The 25,068-nt window shown below is 46.5% G+C and carries 18 protein-coding genes and 2 pseudogenes; 3 read left to right on the top strand and 17 right to left on the bottom strand.

Translation table 11 applies throughout. The annotated features are described in order from the left end of the window. The 6 genes from ACZ5QV_RS05395 to ACZ5QV_RS05420 all read right to left on the bottom strand — a co-directional run bounded on the left by ACZ5QV_RS05395 (position 1) and on the right by ACZ5QV_RS05420 (position 7,045). Entirely contained in the window at positions 1-1,110 is a 1,110-nt protein-coding gene (locus ACZ5QV_RS05395) for an NOP5/NOP56 family protein (RefSeq protein ID WP_464601568.1), read from the bottom strand. Then, on the bottom strand, positions 1,107-2,075 hold the full coding sequence (locus tag ACZ5QV_RS05400) for a beta-ribofuranosylaminobenzene 5'-phosphate synthase (RefSeq protein WP_464601569.1): 969 nt from the start codon (positions 2,073-2,075) through the stop codon (positions 1,107-1,109). Before ACZ5QV_RS05400 ends, ACZ5QV_RS05395 begins: the two co-directional genes overlap by 4 nt. Positions 2,076-2,163: 88 nt before the next feature. Next, on the bottom strand, positions 2,164-3,171 hold the full coding sequence (locus tag ACZ5QV_RS05405; protein ID WP_464601570.1) for a beta-ribofuranosylaminobenzene 5'-phosphate synthase: 1,008 nt from the start codon (positions 3,169-3,171) through the stop codon (positions 2,164-2,166). 27 nt (positions 3,172-3,198) lie between these two features. After that, a complete protein-coding gene (locus tag ACZ5QV_RS05410) occupies positions 3,199-3,885 on the bottom strand; it encodes a DUF2953 domain-containing protein (protein WP_464601571.1) in 687 nt (228 codons plus the stop codon). 78 nt (positions 3,886-3,963) lie between these two features. Then, positions 3,964-4,473, bottom strand: a complete 510-nt coding sequence (locus ACZ5QV_RS05415; protein WP_464601572.1) for a GerW family sporulation protein — start codon at positions 4,471-4,473, stop codon at positions 3,964-3,966. A gap of 247 nt (positions 4,474-4,720) precedes the next feature. Further along, positions 4,721-7,045, bottom strand: a complete 2,325-nt coding sequence (locus ACZ5QV_RS05420) for an ATP-dependent DNA helicase (protein WP_464601573.1) — start codon at positions 7,043-7,045, stop codon at positions 4,721-4,723. 26 nt (positions 7,046-7,071) lie between these two features. Here ACZ5QV_RS05420 and ACZ5QV_RS05425 point away from each other — a divergent pair, with 26 nt between their 5' ends. Further along, entirely contained in the window at positions 7,072-7,263 is a 192-nt protein-coding gene (locus ACZ5QV_RS05425) for a hypothetical protein (protein ID WP_464601574.1), read from the top strand. A gap of 380 nt (positions 7,264-7,643) precedes the next feature. Here ACZ5QV_RS05425 and ACZ5QV_RS05430 read toward each other — a convergent pair. From ACZ5QV_RS05430 to ACZ5QV_RS05455, 6 genes and pseudogenes are all read right to left on the bottom strand, one after another. After that, positions 7,644-7,937, bottom strand: a pseudogene (locus ACZ5QV_RS05430) (RNA-guided endonuclease TnpB family protein); the annotation flags it as partial. 524 nt (positions 7,938-8,461) lie between these two features. Then, positions 8,462-9,382: pseudogene (ltrA, locus tag ACZ5QV_RS05435) on the bottom strand (group II intron reverse transcriptase/maturase); the annotation flags it as partial. Positions 9,383-9,394: 12 nt separating this feature from the next. After that, complete coding sequence (locus ACZ5QV_RS05440) at positions 9,395-9,790, bottom strand: reverse transcriptase N-terminal domain-containing protein (protein WP_464599831.1); 396 nt, start codon at positions 9,788-9,790, stop codon at positions 9,395-9,397. Positions 9,791-10,281: 491 nt separating this feature from the next. After that, a complete protein-coding gene (locus ACZ5QV_RS05445; protein ID WP_464601575.1) occupies positions 10,282-11,217 on the bottom strand; it encodes an RNA-guided endonuclease TnpB family protein in 936 nt (311 codons plus the stop codon). A 982-nt stretch (positions 11,218-12,199) separates the two neighbouring features. Beyond that, complete coding sequence (gene galU, locus ACZ5QV_RS05450; protein WP_464601576.1) at positions 12,200-13,120, bottom strand: UTP--glucose-1-phosphate uridylyltransferase GalU; 921 nt, start codon at positions 13,118-13,120, stop codon at positions 12,200-12,202. Positions 13,121-14,016: 896 nt separating this feature from the next. Continuing rightward, complete coding sequence (locus ACZ5QV_RS05455; protein ID WP_464601577.1) at positions 14,017-14,493, bottom strand: radical SAM protein; 477 nt, start codon at positions 14,491-14,493, stop codon at positions 14,017-14,019. A 62-nt stretch (positions 14,494-14,555) separates the two neighbouring features. Between ACZ5QV_RS05455 and tnpC the strand changes: the two genes are divergently transcribed. Continuing rightward, entirely contained in the window at positions 14,556-16,028 is a 1,473-nt protein-coding gene (tnpC, locus tag ACZ5QV_RS05460; protein WP_464599339.1) for an IS66 family transposase, read from the top strand. Positions 16,029-16,060: 32 nt separating this feature from the next. Here the strand turns inward: tnpC and ACZ5QV_RS05465 are convergent, their stop codons facing one another. The 5 genes from ACZ5QV_RS05465 to ACZ5QV_RS05485 form a co-directional block, all read right to left on the bottom strand. After that, complete coding sequence (locus ACZ5QV_RS05465; RefSeq protein WP_464601578.1) at positions 16,061-16,741, bottom strand: cobalamin-dependent protein; 681 nt, start codon at positions 16,739-16,741, stop codon at positions 16,061-16,063. Between the two features lie 344 nt (positions 16,742-17,085). Beyond that, complete coding sequence (locus tag ACZ5QV_RS05470; RefSeq protein ID WP_464601579.1) at positions 17,086-18,201, bottom strand: site-2 protease family protein; 1,116 nt, start codon at positions 18,199-18,201, stop codon at positions 17,086-17,088. Positions 18,202-18,446: 245 nt separating this feature from the next. Next, the gene (locus ACZ5QV_RS05475) at positions 18,447-18,854 is read right to left on the bottom strand and encodes a phosphomevalonate dehydratase small subunit (protein WP_464602038.1); all 408 of its coding nucleotides are present in this window, start codon (positions 18,852-18,854) and stop codon (positions 18,447-18,449) included. Next, positions 18,850-20,088, bottom strand: a complete 1,239-nt coding sequence (locus ACZ5QV_RS05480) for a phosphomevalonate dehydratase large subunit (protein WP_464601580.1) — start codon at positions 20,086-20,088, stop codon at positions 18,850-18,852. Before ACZ5QV_RS05480 ends, ACZ5QV_RS05475 begins: the two co-directional genes overlap by 5 nt. Positions 20,089-20,802: 714 nt before the next feature. Continuing rightward, positions 20,803-22,068 (bottom strand): anhydromevalonate phosphate decarboxylase, encoded by a 1,266-nt coding sequence (locus ACZ5QV_RS05485; RefSeq protein ID WP_464601581.1) that lies wholly within the window; start codon positions 22,066-22,068, stop codon positions 20,803-20,805. A gap of 391 nt (positions 22,069-22,459) precedes the next feature. Here ACZ5QV_RS05485 and ACZ5QV_RS05490 point away from each other — a divergent pair, with 391 nt between their 5' ends. Beyond that, a complete protein-coding gene (locus ACZ5QV_RS05490; protein WP_464601582.1) occupies positions 22,460-24,709 on the top strand; it encodes a Vgb family protein in 2,250 nt (749 codons plus the stop codon). Positions 24,710-25,068: the final 359 nt, after the last annotated feature.

Here is a 25,068-nt window from a genome sequence, read left to right on the forward strand (position 1 = left end):
TTACCGCTCCCCACCTTTCATGGGATTACCTTCTGTTTTTGCATTTCCGGATCCTTTCCCGGATCCTTTTCCACTTCCTTTCCCACGACCGTTACCTTTTGATTTTCCTTTCCCCGAGCCTTTTCCACTCCCGGCATCAGGTTTTTTTGCGGGGGGATTCGGGTGCAGGGCCCGGATCTGCCCTACTTTTACTTCAAGCTTTTCCAGCAGTACAGGGCTCTTTTCCCCTGAATAGAGGTCCATCCTGGCCGCAAGGGAGAGTTTTGCTGAAAGGGCCCTTGCAATTTTACCTCTCTGCCACCAGGGGGCCGTGTTTATGAGAGGGTGGCTGAAAATCATGCCGTGTTTGGGGGAAGGCGCCCTTGCCCTAAGGTGTTTGAATAAGGCCTTGTTGGCCCCGATTACCTGGACGGTGCTTGAGGGGAATTTAGCAAGTTGCGGCAGACCTCCGGCAATGCTGATTAACCGGGCTCCGAGCATGGGGCCTGCGAGCATTGTGAGATTGGGGGCCCGGTTTTCCATGCTATCCTTGATGTAGGTCTCAAGCTGCCCCCTCCGCCCGTAAAGGCTGGAGAGGCTTTCCGCAAACGCTTTGATAAGGACTTCGTCTACCTCCGGGAGCTCGGCCCCGATGGATGTGGCGACCTTTTCATAATGAGGGTCATCCGGGCTTACGTTTGCACGGTTTCCGTATTTTGCGACAAAAACTGCAAGAGCTTCTCCGGTCAGCCTGGTTTCCGGGAAGTGGTTTCCGTACCACTCGAAGAGCCGCTCCGAGAGGGTGTTTGTGGTCTCATTTATATCATCTAGGGCCTCCACGGCCTGGATGATACGCTGATCCAGGGAAAGGGCTTTTGAGACCTGGAGTTTGGCTTTCCGGAGGGTCAGCTCGTGTAAAAGGGAATCATACTCGGCCCCGGACTCAAAAAATCCGCATTCCAGGCTTGCTTTTCGAAGGTCAAAGCCAGGGGGGGGAAGAAAACTCTTTTCCTCCGAGAGGGTAAAAGAACGCTCCGCAAGCTCCTGCGGGGCTTTGGAAAAAAGAAAGGATTCAAGGACCTTGCCTTCAGGGCTTATCTCAAAGGTCCCGAACCAGGCTTCTATCTTCATTTTCTGCCTCCTGAAATATCGGCTCCCCTGTTCCTGGCGCCGGTGAGGAATACGTCTCCTCCGACCGATTCATCAAGCACTTTCCGGACCTCAGCCCTCAGGGCCTCGCCTGCTTTCCGGTTCTCTACAATTCCGAAAATAACCGGGCCGAAAGAGCTGATTCCCGCACCTGAGGCCCCATTGTCTCTCATATATCGGATGGTATTCCGGACTACAGGCGGTTGAAGTTCGACTTCTCGCCTCTTGAACCCAAGGGCCTGGATACGGTTTACGGCTTTTCCGAAGGCATCCAGGTCTTCTTCCACAATTGCCGGGAGCAGCTGCATGAGGATTAAATGGGAAGTTTCCCGGACCTCGACAAGCGGGACGGGACAGAACTGTTGGAAAAGGTCCACCTCTTCCTGGTCATGGGCCCCTTCAGTTGTTCCCGGGACCGCAATAATTATGGGCCAGTCCGGGAAGTCCCGCCTGAAAAGAACGGGGCCGGGGGGGGTCCTGCTGGCTGAGGAAGGGGAATAAGAACCTTTTTCCCCAAATTTGTGCCCACCGTCCACGATAAAGCCGCCGGTTTCAAAAGCAGCTACACCAATACCGGAAGTGCCGCCTCTTCCTACCGCGACCGCCATTTCCTGCACAGTCAAGCCGAGCTCGTAGAGCTCATTTACAGCAGCCGCCGCCGAAAGAGCGGACTGGGTCCCGGATCCAAACCCCACATGGTCAGGGATGTCCGTTTCGACCCGGATGCTTATGCCCGTTCCTTCAGGGAGTATGGCCCTGGCTGCTTTTTTCATCCTTTCCACAAACACGGTATCTCCCAGGACTTCCACACAATCCGCTTTTTGCGCAGAGATTGACATTCCCGGAGATTCGAGGGTAATTCCAACACCTCCATCGACCCGGCCGAGCTCGGCGTTCATGTCGATAAGGCCCAGATGCAGTCTGGATGGAGACGTAATTCTGATCATAATGTTTTTTTTATTCTCTTTAATTATTCATAAAGCTTGGTACTGATCCGTCAGCTTGCCTCTGTAAAAAACAGAGAGGGAAAACCCTTCAGACCCTCTGCTCTGCAAGAGTTTCCGGAAAAGAGGCAAGATCCGGGCTTTCGTCCTCATACGAGATTTCCGCGCCCCTGTTTCTGGCTTTCGTCACAAACACGCTTCCTCCTGCGGACTCGTCGAGCATGTGCTGGACCTCTTTTCGAACCCTTGCGGCCTCTTTAGGGCTTTCGGCCAGGCCATAAACAAGTGGCCCGAAGGAACTCATGCCAGCTCCATAGCAGCCGAGGTCCCGCATCAAAACCATTATGTCCTGTGCGGCAGGCTGGAGGTCCACCTCACGCTTTTTGAAACCCACGGTCTGGAGCCGGTTGACTGCGGCCCCGAAAGCCTCGGGGTCATTCTCAAGAAGTGCGGGAAGCATCTGCATAAGGATCACATGCGAGACCTCCTGCACCTCGGGAAGCGGGATAGGACAGGCTTTATTGAAAATGTCCACTTCCTCGTCGTCATGGACCCCGTTACCGTTCGGGACCGCTATGACAAGCGGCCAGTCCGGGAATTCGAACCTGGAAAGGAGAAGTCCTGGGGGAACTCCTTTTACGTCATGCGAAAAGGTGTTTTTGTCGCTGAACCTGTGCCCGCCGTCGAGTAAAAAGCCGCCCCTTTCAAAAGCTGCAACCCCTACCCCGGAGGTGGTCCCCCGGTTTGCGGCAATGGCAAGTTCGTTTACGGACTTTCCAAGTCCGTAAAGCTCGTTTACGGCAACAGCTGCTGAAAGTGCCGCCTGTGTCCCGGAGCCGAACCCCACATGGTCCGGGTAGTCCTCTTCAATCCGGACACGGACGCCTTCCCCTTCGGGAAGTACGGCAAGGGCCGAACTTTTGATCTTATTCGCAAGGCCCGGTTTTCCAAGCACCTCAAGGGAATCGGCCTTCTCCGCGGAGATTTTAAGAAAAGGAGAATCGAGGGTAATTCCAACTCCGCCGTCAACCCTGCCGATTTCGGCGTTCAGGTCAATAAGGGTCAGGTGGAGCCTGGAAGGAGACGTGATCGTTATCATATATATTTTCATACATTTTGATAATTATTAAACTTTAGGCCAGACCCTTCGCAGTTCTTCTAAAAAAATTGAGAAAGCAAGCCCCAGGGTTCGCCGGTCAAAAATAAATTTCAAAAACGCAAAACAGAACCGGTAGGGTCTGACCCGGAGCTCTGCTTTCCCCCTTACCTTCAGTTCCGGCTCCAGGAAATTCGGGCTGAAATCAAGCCTGCACCGGGCACAGCGGGCCTCAAGCACCCCTTTTAACCCATATAAAAAGCCGCAGGACATCCCCGTATCCGCAGGGTTCTCAAACCCGAAGGCAAGGAAGCAGTCAAACTCCCGGAACTTTACGCCCCCCAGGACTTCAGCACAGAGTTGAAAAAGAGGCATGTAAAGGGCTCTGAAAACCTTTAAATAGAAAGAGAATTCACGGCTTTTTTTTTCCTTTCGTTTCTTATTTTTATTACTGGCTTTTCCTTTTTCGTCGCCTTTTTCTTTTTCTTTTTCTTTTCCTTTCCTGCTTTTTATTTTCTTTCCTTTACCTTTTCCTTTCTCGTCCTCAGTTGAAAAGCCGTATGAGAAAAAAAGCCATTTAAGGGTTGCCCGGCCCTTGAAATCTGTTTCGTCGAGCTTCAGGGCCAGGCCCAGGTCCAGAGGGATGACTAGCAGGAGAAAAACGGCCAACAGGAGTACAAACAGCAGGATAGTAAGCAGTGCATATAAGGAAAGCATGGGTTTCAGTTGTCAAAAAGAAACTTCGATTGTCAAAAAGAAAAAATCTGAAAAGCGGAGAAAAGCGCTATTTCCGACTCAGATCTTTTCTTCAAGACTGCATGTGGATGCAGTTTCTTCGGATCCTGTTCCTCCAACACCTGATTCTTTGGCTTCTGTTTCCCCAGCTTCAGGTTCTCCAGTTTCAGTTTTCTCGGCCTCTGATTCCCCGGTTTCAGCTTTTTCTTCAGCTACCTTTTTTTTTTTCCTGCCATGAAAATCTTTTAATTTTTCCACGACCTCAGGCACAAGTTCCGCAAGTTTTCCGAACTCATGCTTCTCGGAGATCCTGAAAATCTCGGTCTTTTCCTCGGAAACCACGATAAAGGCCAGAGGTTCGATCTTTGCCCCGGCCCCTCCGCCGCCGCCAAAACCCTCTTCATTTTCCTTCTTTCCTTCCCCGCCCCCGCTTCCGAAGCCCATGGAAATCTTCGAAATCGGGATAAGGGTCTTGCCAGCGGCAGTAATCGGTTCTCCAACAACGGTCCTTGTGCTTACAAGCTTCTCAAGCTCGTTGGCAACCTCTTTCATAAGTGCTTCTACACCCATTAATCAATCCTCCCTGGAAGTGAAAGAATCCGAGTAAGAATACAGTATTGTTAGGGGAACGGAATCCTGACCAATATTTTTCAGAATTCCGGACATCAACTTGGAATTTCCTATTTACTTACAGTATTGTCAGTTATCAGTATTATCTATTACCTTATTATCTATTACCTTATTATTTATTACCTTATTATTTATTACCTTATTATTTATTACCTTATTATTTATTACCTTATTATTTATTACCTTATTATTTATTTCCCGAATCAATTCCGGAAAAAAAACCGTCCAGTAAAGCCCTCATTTCTCCGGGCTTAACGTCAGTGAATTCTCTTCGTTCCTCTTCCGGGAAAAAGGAGAAGACCGAAAACTTACCAAGCTTTTTAGAAGAGTCCTTCTGGTAACGGGCATCCAGAAGGATCCTGGCCCCGAAATCCTCGGGAGAACGGACCACCCTCCCCATGGCCTGTCTGGCCCTCCGGATGGTGGGGACCTGAACCGCATAATCCCAGCCATCCCCGCAGCCGAATACCGCATCATAAGCCGACTCCACGGCCTTGATCCGGTCGTTTAAGGCAGGGTAGCCCACGCCCACAACAACCACGGTCCTGCCCCTGTTTTCTCTGAAGTCAACGCCCTCGCTCAGCGTGCCCCAGAGGTAGGTGAAAAGGACAGCCTTTTCTCCATTTTCCCCTATTTTGAAAAAGTCCTGCCTGACCTGCTGGGCAGAGACCCCGACCTCGTCCAGGAGAAGGGGGACGGAAATTTCGGGCTCCAGAAGTTTTGAATAACGGAGAGCCTCCGAATAGCTCTGAAAGTAAACGATAACGTTTCCGGGAGAAGCGGCAACCGCTGCCAGAAGCGCTTCTTTCATGCTTTCAAGGGTATCGTGGGAGTCCCGGTTTTTCGCAAAAAGTGGGGGCACAGAAACCGCAAGCGTAAGCCTCCTCTCCAGAGGAAATGTTGTCCCGTAGGCGATTTCTTCTGTTTCCCTGTTTATCCCGAGGGTTGCCTTAATCATTTTAAAAGGCCGGAGGGTTGCGGACATGAGTACGGCCCCATGCAGGGAGTCAAGCAGGGGTTCGGTCACGTTTTTTGGGATGCAGGTGAAAAGTTCCATCCTCCCGTAGACCCGCTCGCTTTTCCAGTCTTTCCGGACGTTCAGTATAGGGTAGTAGTTCTGCCGGTCCGAGAGTACCAGATAGGAGGAAAGAAAATCGGCAACATAGCGGAGCTGGGAACGTTTGGGAACCGCCAGCAGTCCATTTTTGTAGCTTTCAGCATAGATATCTTCAAGCCTTTCCCCTAACTTCCCGATGTCCCGGAGTTTTATGAGCACGGCATCCTCATCAACAAAACCCTGTTTTTTAGCTTCCCGCAAAATGCGGGCTTTCAAAACATCAAAACGCTCGTAAGGGTCACTGATCTGGAGGTCCTGCCAGTGTTTTCCTATCCGGTTCCGCTCCCCGAATTTCAGTTTGGAGTCGTAGGTCTCCCGGAGGGCCGCAAGCAGACAGGAAAAGAGTTTTTTTGCGTTGAACCTGACAAGATCGTCCTCGGTCATGGGAACTTTTTTCGAGGGAGGAGGAGGGGTAAAAAAAGAACTGAGGGTCCCGTCCGTTTTGTTGCCTTTCCCTGGCCTTTCCGGCCCTGAATTTTCAGAAAAATCCCCAAGATCTCCGAGATCCCCAACATCCCCAACTTCCGAGAGCGCCTTTTCCATCGTGATTTCCGTAAGGGTGAGCGAGGAATGGGACCGGGCAGAAGCCTCGATGTTGTGGGCCTCGTCAAAGATGATGATAACTTCTTCAGGGGTCCTTTCAAGCCATTTGAGAAGGGTCATGAAGATTTCTGGGCTCAGGACGTGGTGGAAGTTGCAGATCAGGAGCTCGGCTTTTTTAAGTTCTTTTTTCAGGAGCTCGTACCCGCACATGTCCCACTCCTCCGCATAGTCCCCGACCTCCTCCGGGTCCCGGATGTCGGAAAAGAGCCAGGAGGAAAACTCGCTGCCCTCGGATCTCAGGGTTTCATAGAGCTTCGTGCAGGAATGACCCCTGAGAATCCTGGCCTTTTTCCGAGCATCTTCCAGCTCTTTTTCAAGGGCGACCCGGAGTTTGTAAAGCGAGGGGTCCTTTGTCCTTTTATATCGCTCAAAAGTCTCTTTGAGTTCCTTTTCCACCCCCGCAGCTGCCCGTTCCAGTTCAAGGAGGTCATAGGTGTTCTCACTTTTGAGTTTGCACTCCTCGTAGTCAAGTTTATCCGGACACATGGCAGCCTTGCCCTTGAAGACGATGGTCTTTATGTCGTTTGTCCGGTTGATCTCTCGGACCTCCTGGATGAACTGGACCATCTGCTGGTGGACATTTGTAACGATGATCACGGTTTTGTCAAGCTTTCTCCCGACATCAAGGGCCGGGGCAAGGGCGCTCAACGTCTTCCCGGTCCCACAGGCCCCCTCAAAAAGTACGATTTTTTCCTGCAGAAGGGCCGCATGGATCCTGTCCATGGCCTCTGCCTGGTTCGGGTAGCAACTCGGTTTTGTAAAATATTTCATGTAGCTTTTTTCTTGAGTCATCTGGGACATTTCCTGGATTTTAAGAGATGCATTTTCAAACTGTGGCCCCCGGATTTGCAGTTTGCGAATTTCCGGGTTTTAAATATGGTTCCTTTTTTTGGGAAGAAGAAGAGGAAAGAGAAAAAGCCCCCATAGGATTTCGCCGACAGTTTTACCAGCAGTTTTGTTTGCGCTGGATGGAAGCAATTGAAAATATTTTTGCTCGTTGTCTGAAATAAGTACTGGCAAGTATTGTTAAAATAGCTTGTGCATCCGGCCTTCGGGATCTCAGAAATTACCGATAAAACAAAGCAGACCAATCTTAAAAAATATTAAAAATGTTCTCTGAATAGTTTAAAAAAAGATATCAGTTTTTAGACATAATATATAACCTGTTTTCGAAACAACTTCGGTACCCAAAATTGTTTTGAGAATAATATCAGGACATGTGAACTACCCCCACCTGTCAGCCTTCGGCTGTCGTGTTAAACCGTAGGTTTAACAGGAGTTTCTAATCTTCGATTAGAAACATCGAGGAAGGGGCTTCCTGCTTCGTTCTCCGGAGTAATCTCCACGAGTCCACAGGCTCTTCCCGCCGTTTCGGCGGTGTCTCTTTAATTTAGATCACAAGTGCAAACTTTTTAATATTTATAGCTGCGTTTATGTCCCTATCGTGTTCTGTTCCACATTCTGGACATTTCCAGTTTCTAACATCTAATGTTATTTCCTTATTGTGGAATCCACAGACACTACAATTTTTAGTTGAAGGTTTCCACTGGCCTATACGGATTACTGTTTTCCCTATCTTTTTGGCCTTGTACTCCAACTTACTCACAAAACCCCCCCAAGCAGCGTCACTTATAGCCTGTGCAAGTTTATGGTTCTTCTTCATGCCAGCAATGTTTAACGATTGTCGGCTAAGTCGGAGGGATTGCTCCCTCTTTCTCGCCTAAGAACTGTACGTGAGACTTTCACCTCATACAGCTCAAGCATCTCAAAACCCTGTAGGGGCAGTCGTTATAAAGTTGCATGGTGTTGTCTATGGCAATGAGCGTGTGTATATATCAGATTGGTCTGTCTGTTGTCCTTGTGATTTCCGTTTATGTGGTGTAGAGGTCTTTCCTCAGCATCATTGTTAATGTTTATCGGGAGGTCACAAAATGGACATATACCTGCCTGTTTTTTCCAAATTGTATTAAATATGCCTGACAGTCTTTTCGAGCCTTGATCTCTTTGACGTTTTATAAAGTAGTCTTTGTCAAGGTAAGGGTTTTTATCAATGGATAGGTTGGTATTTCTTACTATCCTTTTGTCGGATAGTCGTTTGAGCGTGTTATATTTGGTAGAGAATATCCAAGATCTGGTTTCGTAGGTATGCCAGTACTTATGGCGTATCCATTCTTTGTTTTTATACGGGTGTCTTCTTTTAGCCCATTTTCATAGCATCTTCCAGATTAAGTGGTCTATTGTGCTGAATGTTGCTTTTGCCACGATTCCTTGGTGGTAGTTCGACCATCCACTTATAATAGGGTTGAGGGTTTTGATTAGGGCTTCTTGTGGCCATGTTTTACCCTTTTTAATTGTGTTGCTGATTTTATCGACCACTTTCTGGATAGATTTCTTGGAGGGCTTGATAATAAGTTTCCCTTTATATTTTCTAAAGTTCCAGCCTAGGAAGTCAAAACCATCGTCAATGTGGGTGATTGTAGTTTTATCATCTGATAGTTCCAGACCTTTATCCTTTAGGAATCCTTTAATCAGTTCCTTCGCCTCTTCTGCTATTTCCTTTGTGTTTGCAGTAATTATAAAGTCATCAGCGTATCTTACAAAGTTTACTTTGTATTTTCTACGTTGATGATCAGTTATCCTTCCAGTTTTGCCCCTGTGGTATTTGTCTTCTAGGAGTTTTTCAATTCCGTCTAACGTCATGTTGGCTAGAATTGGGGAAATGATACCTCCTTGTGGGGTTCCTGCAACTGTTGGAAATAGGGTTTTGTTGAACACGTAACCTGACTTTAGGAATTGTTTTAGAACAGATTTGTCCATTGGGATATTTTCAAGTAACCACTGATGACTAATGTTGTCGAAACAGCCTTTAATATCCCCTTCTAGAATCCATTTAGCTGATCTTTTGGTGCTAAGATTTCCGAATATTATTGAACATGCATCGTGTGTGCTTCTGAATTTTCTAAACCCGAATGATCTTGCGTCTGCTATTGCTTCTGCTATAGGGTTTAGAGCCAGAGCATATAGGGATTGCATGGCTCGGTCGTGCATTGTAGGGATTCCTAGGGGTCGTTTCTTGTTTTTCCCATATTTTTCGATGTAAACACGCTTTAAGGGTTTGGATTTGTACCTTTTATCCGTTAATTAGAGAACCGCTTCCATCTTGGCTTTAGGTGTGTTCCACTGTTCGCCGTCGATTCCGGGGGTTCTCTTGCCCTTATTCTGTATTGTCTTACGGACTGCCAATAATTTGGCATAATACGAATGGGTTAACAGGTAGCTTAGCCTTTTGACAAGATTCCAGTTACCTTTTTTAACAGCTTTCGTAATTCGGACTTGCATCCAATTGACATGTTCCTCTACCTTTTTCCAGTTGATGTTGTTCCATCTGGAATAGGGTCGAACGTCTGTGAGCTTCTCATTGGTTGGTTTGGTGTGAGCAATGTTTATGCCGTTGGCTGTTTCAGGGTTTTCCCACAACAGTTTAATGGTTAATGCTTCCGCTTCTTCAATCAATGTATTTGAATGTCTCACATTCATAGGGTATGCCTTCGTTCATACGTTGAGCTACCATAGAGTAAGTCTGCATCCTTTCGGATTGGGGCAAATTTTGAACCCTTATACAATTCATTACAGATTGTCATTCGCTTTTTACTCCGTTCCTTTACCCTCTAAGTCATCGTTATCCTTTGCAGGATTTCTACCCTTGTGGGAACTTATAGGGCTTACCAAGTTCTATAACATAAATAATTGTGAGTACCTTAGAAGCCATCTATAAACCGAGAATCATATGTCCATTTCCCTCAGCGTCAATAGAACCGCTGAGGTCTAATTCTACACCTTTTGGTTCAAGCGTATCAATCTAGTTTCGCTTGTTGCTGTTAACGATTCTTACGATGGTTCAACTTACGTTTCTTCATAGCACTCTTACCTTAACAGATCGTTTGTATTAGATTTACAAACTTCTCCATATTGTCCTATGAGCTTCACACCCAGCCGTTGCCAGCCACGCATGTCATAGTAAGGTTATCTCAGATGGAGGAGATAGCATTTCTGCAATTCATGTTATAACTTCTTGTCACACCTACCGCTACAGCTTGGTTCTCGCTTATAAGGTCATTACTAACCTTGTGCTGAAAATCGTTTCTTTGATTGCTTATCTTTTCATGAATTTTTGCAAGTTTTTGTACTGCTTTCCTTCGGTTCTTTGAACCTTTTTCCTTTCTGCTTACTCTTCTTTGAAGAGTTTTGAGCCTTTTAAGAGAATTTTTAAGAAATCTTGGGTTCTCGATTTTTTCCCCGGTGGAAGTTATTGCAAAATCTTTTAGCCCTACATCTACGCCTATTGTAGTACTTTCAGAATACTCTTGAACTTCTGGATATTCTTCTCCGTCCTCGGTTAAGATGCTTACGTAGTACTTACCAGTGGGCGTTCTTCGAACTGTTGCCGTTCTAAAAAACTTCGAATTTAAGTTCTGTTCTATTATGGTTTCCCCATTGACTAGCGTTTTTTCAATGAGGTTATCCATAATTTCAGGACTTAATAGTTCCCGATGGATTTTAATTTTCATCCATCCAATTCCGGGAAAAAATATCTCTGAGGAAGTGAGATTAATCTTGTACCATTGGGGCACCTTAAATGATTTATTAGTGTCTTTTTTTGATTTCCTTTGTGGGAATCCGTTCTGGCCTTTGAAAAATCTTGTATATGCATCTTGCAGGTTCCTTCTGGCCTGCTGTAATGACTGCGAATATACGTCTTTCAACCACGGATATATTTCTTTGAGAACCGGAATTAGCTTATCAAGTTCTGTAAGAGAGATGTTGATTCTAAATTTGTCATAGAAAATTTGTTTGTACTCTAGTAACTTGTTATAGATGAATCTGGAACACCCTATATGCTTTTCAATTAGCGTTCTTTGTTCATCATTTGCCGGATAGATCCGGTACACAAGCCCCTGTTTCATGCAAACCCCATATACATTTAATATAATTTAAAAATACTCATTTACAGTTAAACATATTTAAACCGGCCCTTGTAGCCTTGCCGCATTCATCTCCCACCTGCCAGCCTCCGGCTGTCGATGAAGGAGTCTTCTGCTGTCTGAGATAAAATGGATTTGAATAAACGATCATGTATAATCAGTATAATTAATATGTAATGAAAACTTATTTAGGGGCAAAGGAAGTTCAGAAGTTGGGAGAGGGGTTAAAAAATGATTGAAGTTAATAATGAAAAATATGATAATGTAGATGCAGAAAAGCTGTATCTTAAAAGAAGATCCAGAAGGACGGGGGGAACAAATGAGGGTGGAAGACTTATTTTTATTTAGCGAGTGGGTAGTTGTCATTGCTCTGGTTGCTATGGCAATTTCCGTGTGCTGAATTTCATTTTTTGAAAAATTCAAGACCACTCAGCAGGATCCCTCCTACTTTACAGGCTGTCCGACAATTACTATCAGTAATATCTGAAATCCGTTTTTTTCGATTTAAAGGTTTTATATGCCTTCTTTTTTACCTGTTTTTGCCTTAAATTGAATTATCGGACAGCCTGTTTAGCGTGGGGTAGTTCACTAATTCCAATGGGATAACATTAGCAAAAATTAAATAATTAGTGTTACTGAAAAACTGCTTAAAATCTACTTTCGAATCTACTGTCCAAACTTGATTTTTTGAAGATTTGATGAAAACCATAAACAAAATATCCTCAATAAATTTATAAAAATATATCTAACCGACCTTCCGCAGAAGTCCACAAAAATACCACCTATTTTCTCAATATGGCCATGGGTTAAAAATCAACTCGACATAATATTGAGAATATTGGACAAATAGGCAAATTAATTATACATTTGTGTACATCTGCGGAAAGTGAGATCTAATACTCAATCACAGGAAACTCTAATTATCCACAGTAATTGTCGGACAGCTTCTTTAGCGTGGGGTAGTTCACTCCGAAACCTCCTTACTTTCAACTTTAACCTTCCCATCCCTGGAAACCTTTTCCTGGGGGATAAGCCCCTTTATATACTCAAGCACGTCATCCTTAATTTCCTCATGTTTCAGGGCAAATTCCAGGGTCGCCTTTACGTACCCAAGCCGGTCCCCGGTATCGAACCTCTTCCCCTTAAACTCATAAGCATAAACCTTCTGGCTCTGGTTCAAGATCCTTATCCCGTCTGTTAGCTGGATCTCGTTTCCAACTCCCTCGTCCGTCGCCTTAATGCAGTCAAAGATCTCAGGCGTAAAGACGTAGCGTCCGATGGCGCCCATCCTGGAAGGAGCGTCCTCAGGAGCAGGCTTTTCCACGATATCCTCAAGGATGTAAAGAGAATCGTCAACCGGCCGGCCCTTGATAATCCCGTAGCTGCTCAACTTTTCGTAGGGTACTTCCTCGACCGCTATCGTGGACCGGCCGTATTTGTTAAAGTTATCGATGAGCTGGGCCATGCAGGGTGTATCGTTCACTATGATATCATCTCCCAGAAAGACCGCGAAAGGCTCGTTCCCTATGTGCTTCTCTGCCCTGAGAATTGCGTCTCCGAGCCCGTTTGGCTCTTTCTGGCGGATGTAGTGGATATCCACCATGGATGAGACATCCTGCACGAGCTTCACAAGGTCATTTTTCCCCTTCTGCGCAAGGTGCATCTCAAGTTCGGGAGAGTCGTCAAAATAGTCTTCTATCGCTCGTTTCCCCCTCCCTGTAACAATGATCAGGTCCTCGATCCCCGAGGCTATGGCCTCCTCAACCACGTACTGGATGACAGGCGTATCGATAATCGGAAGCATTTCCTTTGGCATGGACTTGGTTGCCGGCAGGAAGCGGGTACCAAGGCCCGCGGCCGGGATGACGGCTTTTTTGACACTCAAAACTGAACACTCCATAAACTCTGAATAGCTGATAGTAAGGAATGGTTAAAATATAACTTATTATTTTATTTCAGGAACTGCTCTATGCTTATACAGGTTGTGTTTTTGTTGGTAGATACATTTGGTGTATGCACTCAAACCACGGAACACACGGAACACACGGAACACACGGAACACACGGAATAAGAACAGCCGGAAGACGCCATTGAAGGTTACTCAGGCGTTTTTCAGTCTGCTTGAGGGAGCGTAGCGAGCGAAACGGACCTCGTGCTCCCGAAGCGAAACTCGGGTGCTGAAGTGGAACTCGGGGAAGACGACAATTACGGTTTTGCTGGCATTTTTTCTTCTTCTTTCAAGAATCCAGGAGTGTTTTTGAATCCTATTGCATAAAGATCCAACTTAATCACCCGCCATCAGGCCGGTTTCCGTGTCCTTCTGTGCTTTTCCGTGGCTAAGGAATGGTAAACAAAAATACTTGATATTATATGTGACTCATTCCTTAATTAAAAAATATTGTATTGAGACTACAATATACAATATCAAAAAACGTTTTGAAATCCAAATCAAAAACTTCTCTGGATTGAAAGGAAATAGGAAAAGAAACAAATCGGAGAGCAGGCCGGCAACTCCAGCCCTAAAAACATCCTGGCACCTGTGGGATGCACGCATTCCGGTCTCTTTCGGACCCCTTTCTTCCTGTCCGGCAAATAATTTTCCTGCACTTCCGGGTCAATTCCGGATCAACTCCTCATCAACTCCTCATCAACTCCTCATCAACTCCTCATCAACTCCTCATCAACTCTTCATAATTTTTATCCCACGGGTTTTAGGATTTTTTTCAATTTCTTCTGATCAGTTATTTTTCAATATTTTTCCCGAATTTCCTGAAGATCATTTTAATTTTTATCCCAATAACCGGTCAGTTTTCCATCAAGGGCCAGTTTCCCAAGTGTATGCCGGACACTGGCACTTACTTTTGTTGGGGTAACGGAAGCGTAGGGAGTTCCGGGAAGAGGGGCCAGGTAATGCGCCCGGACTGTTCCTCCTTTTTTGCAGATCCAGCGCACGAGGTCCAGACTCATTTCCTGGTCCTCTTCGGTTTCGGTGGGGAATCCAAATATAAAATCAACGGCCGGGACGATGTCATGCTCAAGGCAGCACTCGACTGCCGAAAACGTGGCTTCGGCCGTGTGCCCCCTCCTGATCTCTTTTAAGATACGCCCACTTCCCGACTGGGCCCCCAAGCTAAGAGTTCTGTTTTCACAGTACTGGTTTATGAATTCCACGGATCTGTCGCAGACGAACTCGGGCCGTACTTCGGAAGGGAAAGTCCCGAAAAATATATTGTAACTATTCAGCCATACTTTGAACAAAGGCAATTTTTCCTCGTTTCGAGGAAAAATTGCATATAAAATAACTCTATCTCTTCAGTATCATGCTTACACGTGAAGAGATTCTTGAAATCTATGAAGAAGGCCCTGAAGCAGTCGTTGCTGTAATTCAGAGACTTGAGACTATCATAGAGAAACAGGCTTCTCAAATTGCTGAACTTGAGGAACGTGTAAGGGTTTTAGAGGCTCGTCTAAATCAAAACAGCCAAAACAGCAGTAAACCTCCTTCTACTGACGTTTTTGTGAATGAAAAACCTAAACCTAAGAGTAGCCGCACAAGAAGTGGGAAAAAACCTGGTGGTCAAAAAGGTCATTCTGGAAGTACTTTCGAAATGGTTGGGGATCCTGACCATATAATATTTCATTCCCCTCACTGCTGTGAAAATTGTGGTCATGATCTTGAAGATACTGAAGTTCGGGACTGTGAACGCAGGCAAGAAGCTGATATTCCTCCTGTGAACATCATATTTACCGAACATCGTGCTGAGTCCAAGAAATGCCCTCACTGTGGGAAAATAAACAAAGGTACTTTTCCAGACTCTATAAAATTCCCTATTCAATATGGACCTCGCCTTTTATCCTCTCTTGTATATTTAAGGAACTTTCAATTGATTCCTTATAAACGGATTTGTGATTTGTCAGAGGACTTTTATGGAATACGTATCAGCCCTGCTACCATAAAAAGAGCTGAAAAGGAATTATTCCAGAAATTGGAACCTTTCGAAAAAGCTGTTTTCGAACATCTACGGGTAGCCTATTCTGTACATTGTGATGAAACAGGAATGAGGGTTTTAGGGACAAAATGGTGGCTCCATGTTGTTTCAAACAGTCTGTGGACATACTATTTTGTACATCCAAAAAGAGGATCAGAGGCAATGAATGCTTTGGGTTTTCTTCCAGAATACAAGGGGGTAGTAGTTCATGATGGTTGGGCATCATACAACAAATATGGATGTGAACATGCTCTCTGCAATGCTCATCTTAAGAGGGACCTCACTGGAGTTGAAGAGAATTTTGAGCAGCAATGGGCTAAAAAAGTAAATGAACTTCTGAGTGAAGTAAAAAAATATACCGACGAATGCAGAGAAATGGAAATTCCAATAGATCCAATAAAAGTCAGGGCATTCGAGGAAATATACGATAAAATAATTAAAGAGGGAATTGAAGAAAATCCACCTCCTGACCTCTCAAAACAGGTTAAAAAAAGAGGAAGACCAGCACAAACAAAAGCAAAGAATCTCCTTGATAGGTTCATAAAATACAAGGATAGGATTCTGAAATTCCTCAATGACCTGAGAGTTCCATTTGATAATAATCAAGCAGAGCGAGACATCAGAATGATGAAGCTACAACAGAAGATTTCGGGAACTTTCCGAAGCATCGAAGGAGCGGTAGCTTTCTGCAGAATTCGGGGATACATATCCACTATTAGAAAGAATAGCTTGAATGTCATGGATGCTATTCGAGCGGCGCTCAATGGAGCGCCGCTATTATCCGATAGTTGCAACATTAGCTGAAACTATGCTTTTTTTATCAGTAGGCTGAATAGTTACAATATATTTTTATCAGGCAGTTCCCGGAGGGCCAGGAGCAGTTTTTCCACCTTATCAAATCGGGGGTGGACCCCGTCACTCCCGTAAGCAAAGGCGTTGGAGGCGATAAAACGCAGGTCTCTGTAATGGTGGGCGAACTTTACAATAGTGTCAATGCTCCTGTGCCGGACCCCGCTTCCGAAAATCCGGGGGGTCTGGCAGTATTTGCAACCCCAGGGACAACCACGGCTGATCTCGATAGGGGAGTGCAACTTTTTTGGATCAAAACAGGGAAAAGCGTCCAGATTAACGGGATTCTCCCTCTCCGGGCTCCGGACTGGCTTTCCGCTGCCGGGGTCCTTATACGCAATGCCGGGGACCGTGCGAGGGTCATTCCCGCCTTGAAGTGCCCTGACAAGTTCAGGCAGGGTTTCTTCCCCTTCCCCGAGGACCACATAATCAAAATACTCAAGGGTTTCTTCCGGAGCTCCCGAGGGGTGAGGGCCCCCTGCTATGAATACGGAATCCGTGTCCGCACTCTCAATTTCCTCAAAGACCTGAGGCGCCTGCCGCGTGTTAAGGCTGTAGATCATTATCCCGTCCTTCGACCTGTCCGTAAAGGGTACGTCCGGGAGCAGGGGGGCAAGGGCGGCAAAACTGTAGGAGTTTTTCTTGTTGTATCGAAAATGGACATCCATGGATGGTCACCGTTTTCCTATGGAATGAGTCAAATATAATATCAAGTATTTTTGTTTACCATTTATTAACCACGGAACACAAGGAAGGACAAGGAAACCGGCCTGAGGGTCGGTGAGTACGCCGGGACTTAAAAAATCGATTCAGACCCTACTGTGAACAAAACGCCAGAGCAGCCGTAATTGGCGTCTTCGTGCATTATTTTTCCGTGTTTTTCCACGACTTTCCGTGCTTTGGATGCACACACCAAATGTCTCAGTCAACAAAAATACACCCTGTATGGGTATAAAGTGATTTCCTGATTGAAAATATGAAGTTATTTTTCAGCCATTCCTAAAAATGTTTTTCACACCATCCCGAAAGGCACCAGGGTAAAGCAGAGCAGCCCCAGGACAAAGGTCAGCACGCCCAGAAAGAGGCGTTTTCTGTCCAAGTCCACACTGTCATGGAGGGGAGCCGGGTGTCCGGCTGCGGAAAAGAGGTGGAGGAAAAAGCCCCAGAAGATCCAGAGAAAACCGTCTTCCTTCATTACGAAAGTCACGTAAAGTCCGGTGCTGAGGAGCAAGAAAGGAATAGCTGAAGAGATTTTGGAGGCTTTTTTCCCGAGCATTGCCCGCAGGATATGCCCTCCGTCAAGCTGCCCCGCGGGCAGGAGGTTCAGAAGGGTCACAAACATCCCCACCCAGCCCGCAAAAGCTACCGGGTGTATACTGTCTCCGGCAACTCCCAGGAGTTTCTGAATCAGGATAAAGAGAGGGGGCAGGCCCAAATTAAACGAGAAAATATCCGAAATCGGAGCCACCTGAGGGACCTCAAGGGACAGGCCTATTACGGTAACCACAACCGAGACCAGCAGTCCCACAAGCGGGCCTGCGACCCCCACGTCAAAAAGGGCTTTCCGGCTGGGGATAGGCCCTCTGTATTTGATCACGGCTCCCATTGTGCCTATAAAGGTCGGAAGGGGGAGAAAATAGGGAAGAGAAGTCCGCATCCCGTGGTATCTTGCCGCCACGTAGTGGGCCATCTCATGGGAGCCAAGGACCGCCATGATGGCAAGGGTAAAGGGATAACCTCTGGTAAACTGGAGGGGGTCAAGCCGGAGGTCAACCCCGAACAATGTAGCCCCCGCAAGCATTGTGGTAAAGACGGTTGCCGCAAAGAGAGCGAGGTTGATCCAGGTTTTCTCCTTTGTCTTCTTTGCGGGTGTCACAAAGAGCACATACTCGCCCAGTTCGTATCTCAGGACAAACTGGAGCCCCAGCCGCTCGAAAGGTTCCCACAGCAGGTTGGAAACTTCTTCCGGACTGCTTTTCGGGGTCCCGTAAAAAAAGAGGGAATCCCGGGAATTCTGGATTTCGTAGATGTTAAAGACGGGGCTGATTAGCGGGTATATCCGTGAAACCGTTGCTTCGGGATCGAAGTCCCTGTTCTTCAAACGTGTTTTTCCTTCTGGATTCATCATATAAATCTCTTATGTGTGTGGGATCTTCCCCCGGGGGCCTTAAGGCCCTGGAAATTGAAATCAGGAAATCAGGAGAGCTATAAGGGCCCGATTTTTCCTGTTTCGGAGATTTGACTGTCCGGGCAGCTCTATAATAGTGTCTGATAGGGATACTTTATTATTATGCTCGATTAGATATAATTGGATACCCATAAACCATTTACATGGCTTTGAGAGCCCGATTATGATAAAGAGGAAAGGCCTTATCAGGCCTTTTCAAGGGTTTCCACGTATCCGTCATTTGCGTTTACCCGGACCAGGTCCCCGTCCTGCAGGAATTCGTAAGGGTCTTTTTCCAGCATATCGATAAGGGGGATTTCTGAGATAATCGCCCCCACGGCCACAATCGGTTCGGTTTCGAGGTTAATTATCGCAGCGGGAGCAGCCCCGTTTTTCTTCAACTGGTACATCACGTAAGACCCCACAGTTGAGCCTTTCCCGTGGGGAAAGACGAGCACCTTTCCTTTTATCGATTTTCCGGAAATGGCGTGCCCTTCCTCGACAACAATCCCGCTTTTCGGGTCAACACTGCCCAGGAAAGAGATGGGGTCGCGGGAAAGAAGTACCTCTCCTTCGGCCGAGCCCTTTGCAATTGTCCTGCCCTGAACCTTAATTGGAACCGCCTCCTACCTTTTTTTCTCCGGTTGCCGTCAGGACGCAGTCCTCAAGGCTCCCGAAAACGGCTTTTGCCCCGCACATGCCCGGCACATAGGCAAAAGCTTTTCCTGAGTTTACCATGACGCAGGAGTAGCGGTTGGTTGCGGGTGAGACCACCATGCAGGTATCGCAGACCACTTTTGCCCCGCTCTGTTCTATGGTATCCACAGATTCAGGATAGCGGGTTGCAAGTTCCCTTGAAGTAAAGACCCAGATTTCCTTTGAGACGGTTTTGCCCTTCAGGAGTTCGGCCACCTTCCGGAGTTCGGCGGCAGAGCAGTGGGGACAGCCCAGGGTTATGAGATCGGGCTCAATTCCCGCGTCCTGACTTGCATAAACCTCATCAAGCTGGCTTCTCTCGATCACGATTTTTTCTTCGGGGTCCTCAAAGGAAACTCGTCTGGCCTCAGGGGTTACCCCGGCCACATGGTAAAGGGCAACGGCTCCCGAGGCTGCCATTGCGGCTCCCAGGGCTTTCAATTCATCGGAGCCCGGCCAGGAGGGGAATTTGTCTGCTTCCTTTCCCGTTCCCTTTCCTTCATGTAGATTAAAAATGGGGACCCGGTTTCCGACCAGTTTGCCTGCCGCATAACCGAGGGCCCCGTAGTCGGAGGAACTGAGAGAGCATTCCACGGAGACCGAGACCGTAGGGACTCTTTTTTCGTCCAGGTGAAAGCCGTAGTTTGCAGTCTTTCCAAGAAGGGCTGCCGAAAGAGCGGAGGGCCCTCCTTCCCGGTTGGTCCTGGCTCCGATTACGGAGTTGGCATAGGATACGGCCGAGGACTCACTCCAGGCCAGGTGGTCCCCGTAACCCACGGTAAAGTTTTCGAGGTTATAGGGGGTGCAGGTGCATTCGCAACTGATTCCCAGCTTTTCGTAAGCTCTGACTATTTCTTTCTGTTTTTCGGCAAAATCGGGAGTTATCCGGACCCTTTCCCAGTTTTCAAGGTCCATTCCCGCAGGGTTCAGGATGGACGGGACCTTTACTTTACCCTGGAGGTCCGAAATCCATTCCAGGCCCGCGTCCCCTATGGTTTTATAGGAGACGCCTGCTATCTGGGCGCTTTTGATGGGGATCAAGCCCTCGGCCCCGAAGATATCTCCCAGAGCCACCAGGATTTCAATGGCTTTCTGGAGGGTTTCTCCGGCTTCCCCGTTCAGGATTTGTTCTTCTTCTTTTGTAAGGTGCATGAAACTTCCTTCTAAGCTTCCTTTTTTTGAAATTTCTTTTATCAGAATTCCGGATTAACTTCCAGTTTAGGAATGGTGAAAATATAATTTCAGGTTTTATTTTGGGAGTTACTTCATACTCATACATGTTGTGTTTTTGTGTGAGGGGGTGTTTGGTGTGTGTGCATTCAAACCACGGAACACACGGAATACACGGAAAAAAACGGCAGGGAGACTATATTTAAGGTTTTTCTGGTGTTTTTTAGTCCCCTTGAGGGAGCGTAGCTCCCGAAAAGGACACCTTGCTGTTGCGATTTCATCGCAACTCCCAGGAAATTTTCGATTTCCTGTGATCCCTAAACGGAACTCGGGTGCCGAAACGGAACTCGGGGAAGACGGCAATTACGGTTTTTCCAGCATTTTTTAGTTCTTTTTAAAGAAACCAGGGTATTTTTTGAATCCTATTACATAAAGATCCAACTTACTCACCGGCCATCAGGCCGGTTTCTGTGTTTTTTCGTACTTTTCCGTGGTTAAGGAATGGTAAACAAAAAGACTTGTATTATATTTGACTCTATTTGGATTCGGTTAAGGATTTAGCTTACCCTAAATTGACTACTCGTGTTTTTACTGCATATCGATTTCCAATTTTATAGTTGATGGAAATTACGATAAAAATAACACGTTTGTAACAATTAATATATTAACCGAAGACAAATGTATTTTACTCATTCCTTATTCCGGGATTTCTGCCCTTTCAAAGTTTTCCTTTTCTACAAGAACCTTCGTGGCGTCGATTCCGACTTTTGTCGTGGTCCCGTCCGTAGCTCCTCGGGGGTCGAGGGAACTTCCGCGCACGTTGGGGATGATCATGAGGTCTTTGTCTCCTTTGACCCGGGTGGCTATGGCAAACTCCACATCGTTCGGGTCGAAAATATTTATGTCCTCGTCCACAACGACCACATGCTTGAGGCTCGTGTGCGCGGCAAAAGCGGCCATGATGGCGTTTTTCCCGTCCCCTTCGGTCTGTTTTTCTATCTGGACGACCGCGTGGAGGTAGCAGCAGCCACCTTCGGTCAGCACCACGTTTTTGACTGTGGTGACTTCACCCACGGCCCGAAAGATCCGCGGCTCGTAGGGAACTCCCATCATGAGGAGGTGTTCGGGGCCTGCGGGCAGGATAGCGTGGTAGATTGGGTCTTTCCTGTGGAGCACACGGGTTATGCGGATGACTGGCTCTTTTCGGACATGGTCGTAGGTCCCGGTTATGTCCACGAAGGGGCCTTCGTCCACCCTTTCCTCGGGATCGATGTACCCTTCGAGCACGATTTCGGAATGCGGGACTTTTACCCCGTTTTCACATTCGAAGAGCTCGATTGGCCCCCCTCTGAGAGCTGCGGCGTACTCGAATTCCTTTCCTACCGGGACCCGGGTAGAGGTTGCGTATATAATAGTAGGGTCACAGCCTAGCACGATTGCCACAGGCAGAGGCTCTCCATTTTCCGCGGCTTTCCTGTGCAGGAGGTAGGTGTGGCGGGGAGGGACCAGGCGGGCTGCAAGTTTGTCTTTTCCGAGCAGCATGAGCCTGTGGATGGAAGCGTTAACGCTTCCTCCGTATTCCGAGACCACAATGCCTGCCGTGATGTAGGGGCCTCCGTCCTTTTCAAAATGAGTTAGAATAGGGAGTTTTGTCAGGTCCACCTCGGCCTCGATGACTTCGAGGGTGGGGGAGTCGGACACAGCCCGGACCTCGCCCTCGGGGGAAACTTCCGAGAGTCTGCTGATGATCTCTTCTTTAGGGACTTTCAGCATGGCTGCAAGTTCTTCCCTTGAGCCAAGCAGGTTCATGATCACTTTCGAGCCGGAAATGTCGTGGAACAGGACCGGGGCTTTTGTCTGCTTCGCAATTCTGGAAGCTTCGAATTTCGGGGAAACGGACTGCGGGATTTCGACCAGTTTCCCGTTTTCCTTTAACCGGTCAATGAATTCTCTGAAGCTCATGGTATCTGGATAGCAAAAAAGTTCTTACCTGATAAATAGCTTATCCGGGCCGGGCACCGGGACTATTTCCAAAACTGAATATCCATACAAAATTATAATAATTTATTGTAAGGATCTAAGTTTCTTAACATTTATTATAGCCTCTATCTAAATAATCATAGGAACTCAACTTATTGATATATGTTTTTTATGTGGCCGCTACTATATGTTTTTACCTTGCTTAGTGGCCAATAATAGAATAGTTTGGCATTATTAATATATGGGAGTTTGAAAGCACAGTTTAATAATCCGAGATGTGCCGGGCTTTTTCAGTTTGAAAAAGGCACCGTAGTGTGTATCTCGAAACAATATATGGATATTTTTATTGAAATTAAAAATATGGGGATAAAATATGAAGGATTATAGTGCACAGAGAAATCTCGCCGTATTTATTTCGGCGTTGATGATTTTAAGTATCTTTGCTATCATGCCGGCAACAGCGGTCACTTCATCAGGGACATATGATCTGGATGCTGACTTCAATGAAGGAACTCTTGTTGGATTGGAACATGTGACAGTAGCCGACCAGTTACAACTCTCTGAAGAATCGGTGACTTTGCCCTTTATCTGGGTTCCCAATTCAAATGAGGGGACAGTTTCCAAAGTCGATACGGAAACAGGGGATGAATTAGGTCGTTATCGAGTTGCACCTCATTCTTGCGATCCTTCCAGAACAACAGTTGACCTCCAAGGTAACTGTTGGGTCGGCAACAGAGGGGCAGGGACAGTTGTAAAAATCGGGCTCTTTGAAGCTGGGCAGTATATAGATCGAAATGGAGATGGTGCGGTTCAAACCTCTAAAGACCTGAATGGAGATGGAGACATAACAGGCGCCGAAATCCTTGACTGGGGTGAAGATGAATGTGTCCTCTACGAAGTTGTCTTAATTGAAGGCAAGGAAGGCACATATGCACCCGGTGACTACAGCGGTGGATATGACTATGAATACTGGGGTACTGCTCCAAGAGGGTTAGCTGTTGATTCTGACAACAATCTGTGGGCAGGGACCTCAATTTCACAGAAATATTATTATATTAATGGAGAAACATGCGCAATTGAAGAAACACTTGATGTATCTAGCTGGGGGCACAGTGCCTATGGAGCCGTGATAGATAAAAATGGTGTCCTTTGGTCGGCAAAACTTGGTGAACATATCCTTAGAATTAATACTGCAGATCTTACAGACATAACCCTTATCCCACTCGGTTCTACATACGGAATGGGACTTGATTATTCGAATTCTCTATTTGTGGGATCTGGTGGACAGCTTACTAAAATAGATATCAATAACAATGCGAATCCAATAGAATGGACAAAATCTGCAAGGACAACAAGAGGCGTTGTTTGTACTGCTGATAACAACGTATGGGTGGCTGGTACAGATGAGAATGGGAATTATAACAGTGTCTCCAGGTACGATAACGACGGAAATCTTATAACAACAATAAGTGATTTCAATTCGCCTTCTGGTGTAGCAGTGGATGCCGCCGGCAAAATCTGGGTGACAGATATAAACAGTGAAAATATCTATAGGATAAACCCTGTTACAAATAATGTCGACCTTACAAAAAGTATACTTGGAAGCGGAGGACATTATACTTACAGTGACATGACGGGTATTGTAGCAAGAACCATTACCACAAAAGTAGGCACCTGGACAGTTGACTTTGATAGTGAAGAAGAAGACATGCCCTGGGGCAAGGTCTCATGGAACAGTTCTGAACCTGCCGGGACATCCATTGAGGTCGAGGTCAGAAGCTCAAATGACGGTGTGAGCTGGTCTGTCTGGGAAACAGCGACAAATGGGATCCCTTTAAATTCAACAGATGACGGAAGATACCTGCAGGTTAAGACAACAATGCAGATCAGCAGCGGAGATGTATCGCCGGTTCTCTATGACCTTAGCGTTGAAGTAGGAAACCTGCCACCTGTGGCCGATGCCGGTACATATCCGGTATTTGAGCAGGACAGTCATGCCGGAGCCAGTGTAACTCTGGATGGATCAGGTTCTACCGATGACGGACTGGTGGCCCCGCTGGAATATACCTGGAGCTGGGATAATGGCTCGGCAACGGGTGTCATTCCTGAAGTTATTCTTCCTCTTGGAAATACCTCGATATGCCTTAATGTCTCCGATGGGCAGTTTTCAGATACGGATACTGTTGAAATCACAGTGCAGGACACGACCCCGCCGGAAATAGTAATCAGAAGCGAACCGATAGTGTTCTGGCCTCCAGACCACAAATATCGCACCATTACAGTATCCGATTTTGTTGAGTCTGTGGAGGACGTTTGTGATGCTTTTGTGAGTATTGAAGACGTGGTGATTATCTCGGTGAGCAGTGACGAACCTGAAGAAATCAAAGGCAATGGAGATGGAAACACTCTGGAAGATATTGTTATTCAGGACTCCCTGACAGTTGATCTGAGAGCTGAAAGAGAAGGGAAAGGAAATGGCAGAGTCTACACGATTAATTTCGAAGTAACCGATAAGTCCTTTAATAAGGCAATCGGGTCTTTCCAGGTCTGGGTCCCCCATGATCAGGGAGCGGGATGTATAGCCGTTGAAGATGAAGATGCAGGATATACAGTTTATCCTTAAATGGACTGCACCTTTATCCATCCCGTCTATCAGATAAAATAAGGGGAAAACATTACCTCTTTATTATTTTAAAAACATTGAATAATCGTGAAAAATATCTGGAATTTAAGGAGCAGCTAGAGCAGCCGATTCCGACCGAATCCTGCCTCTGAAGCCTGCCCCCATTGCTTTTTTTGGCTCCTCGTTTGGTATGAAAGTATCATGTGTACTTTCATTTATTGTACCTGTAATTCGGAGAATTTCATACGCGTTTTTTTGTGTGGTTAACCCTCTCAAAAACAGATACGGTCTTGAATTGAAACTTATCTTATCCACGAGAAATGATGAAGAACCCTTTTTCTTTGTTCATATACGATGCC

This window comes from Methanosarcina baltica, from assembly GCF_055394095.1.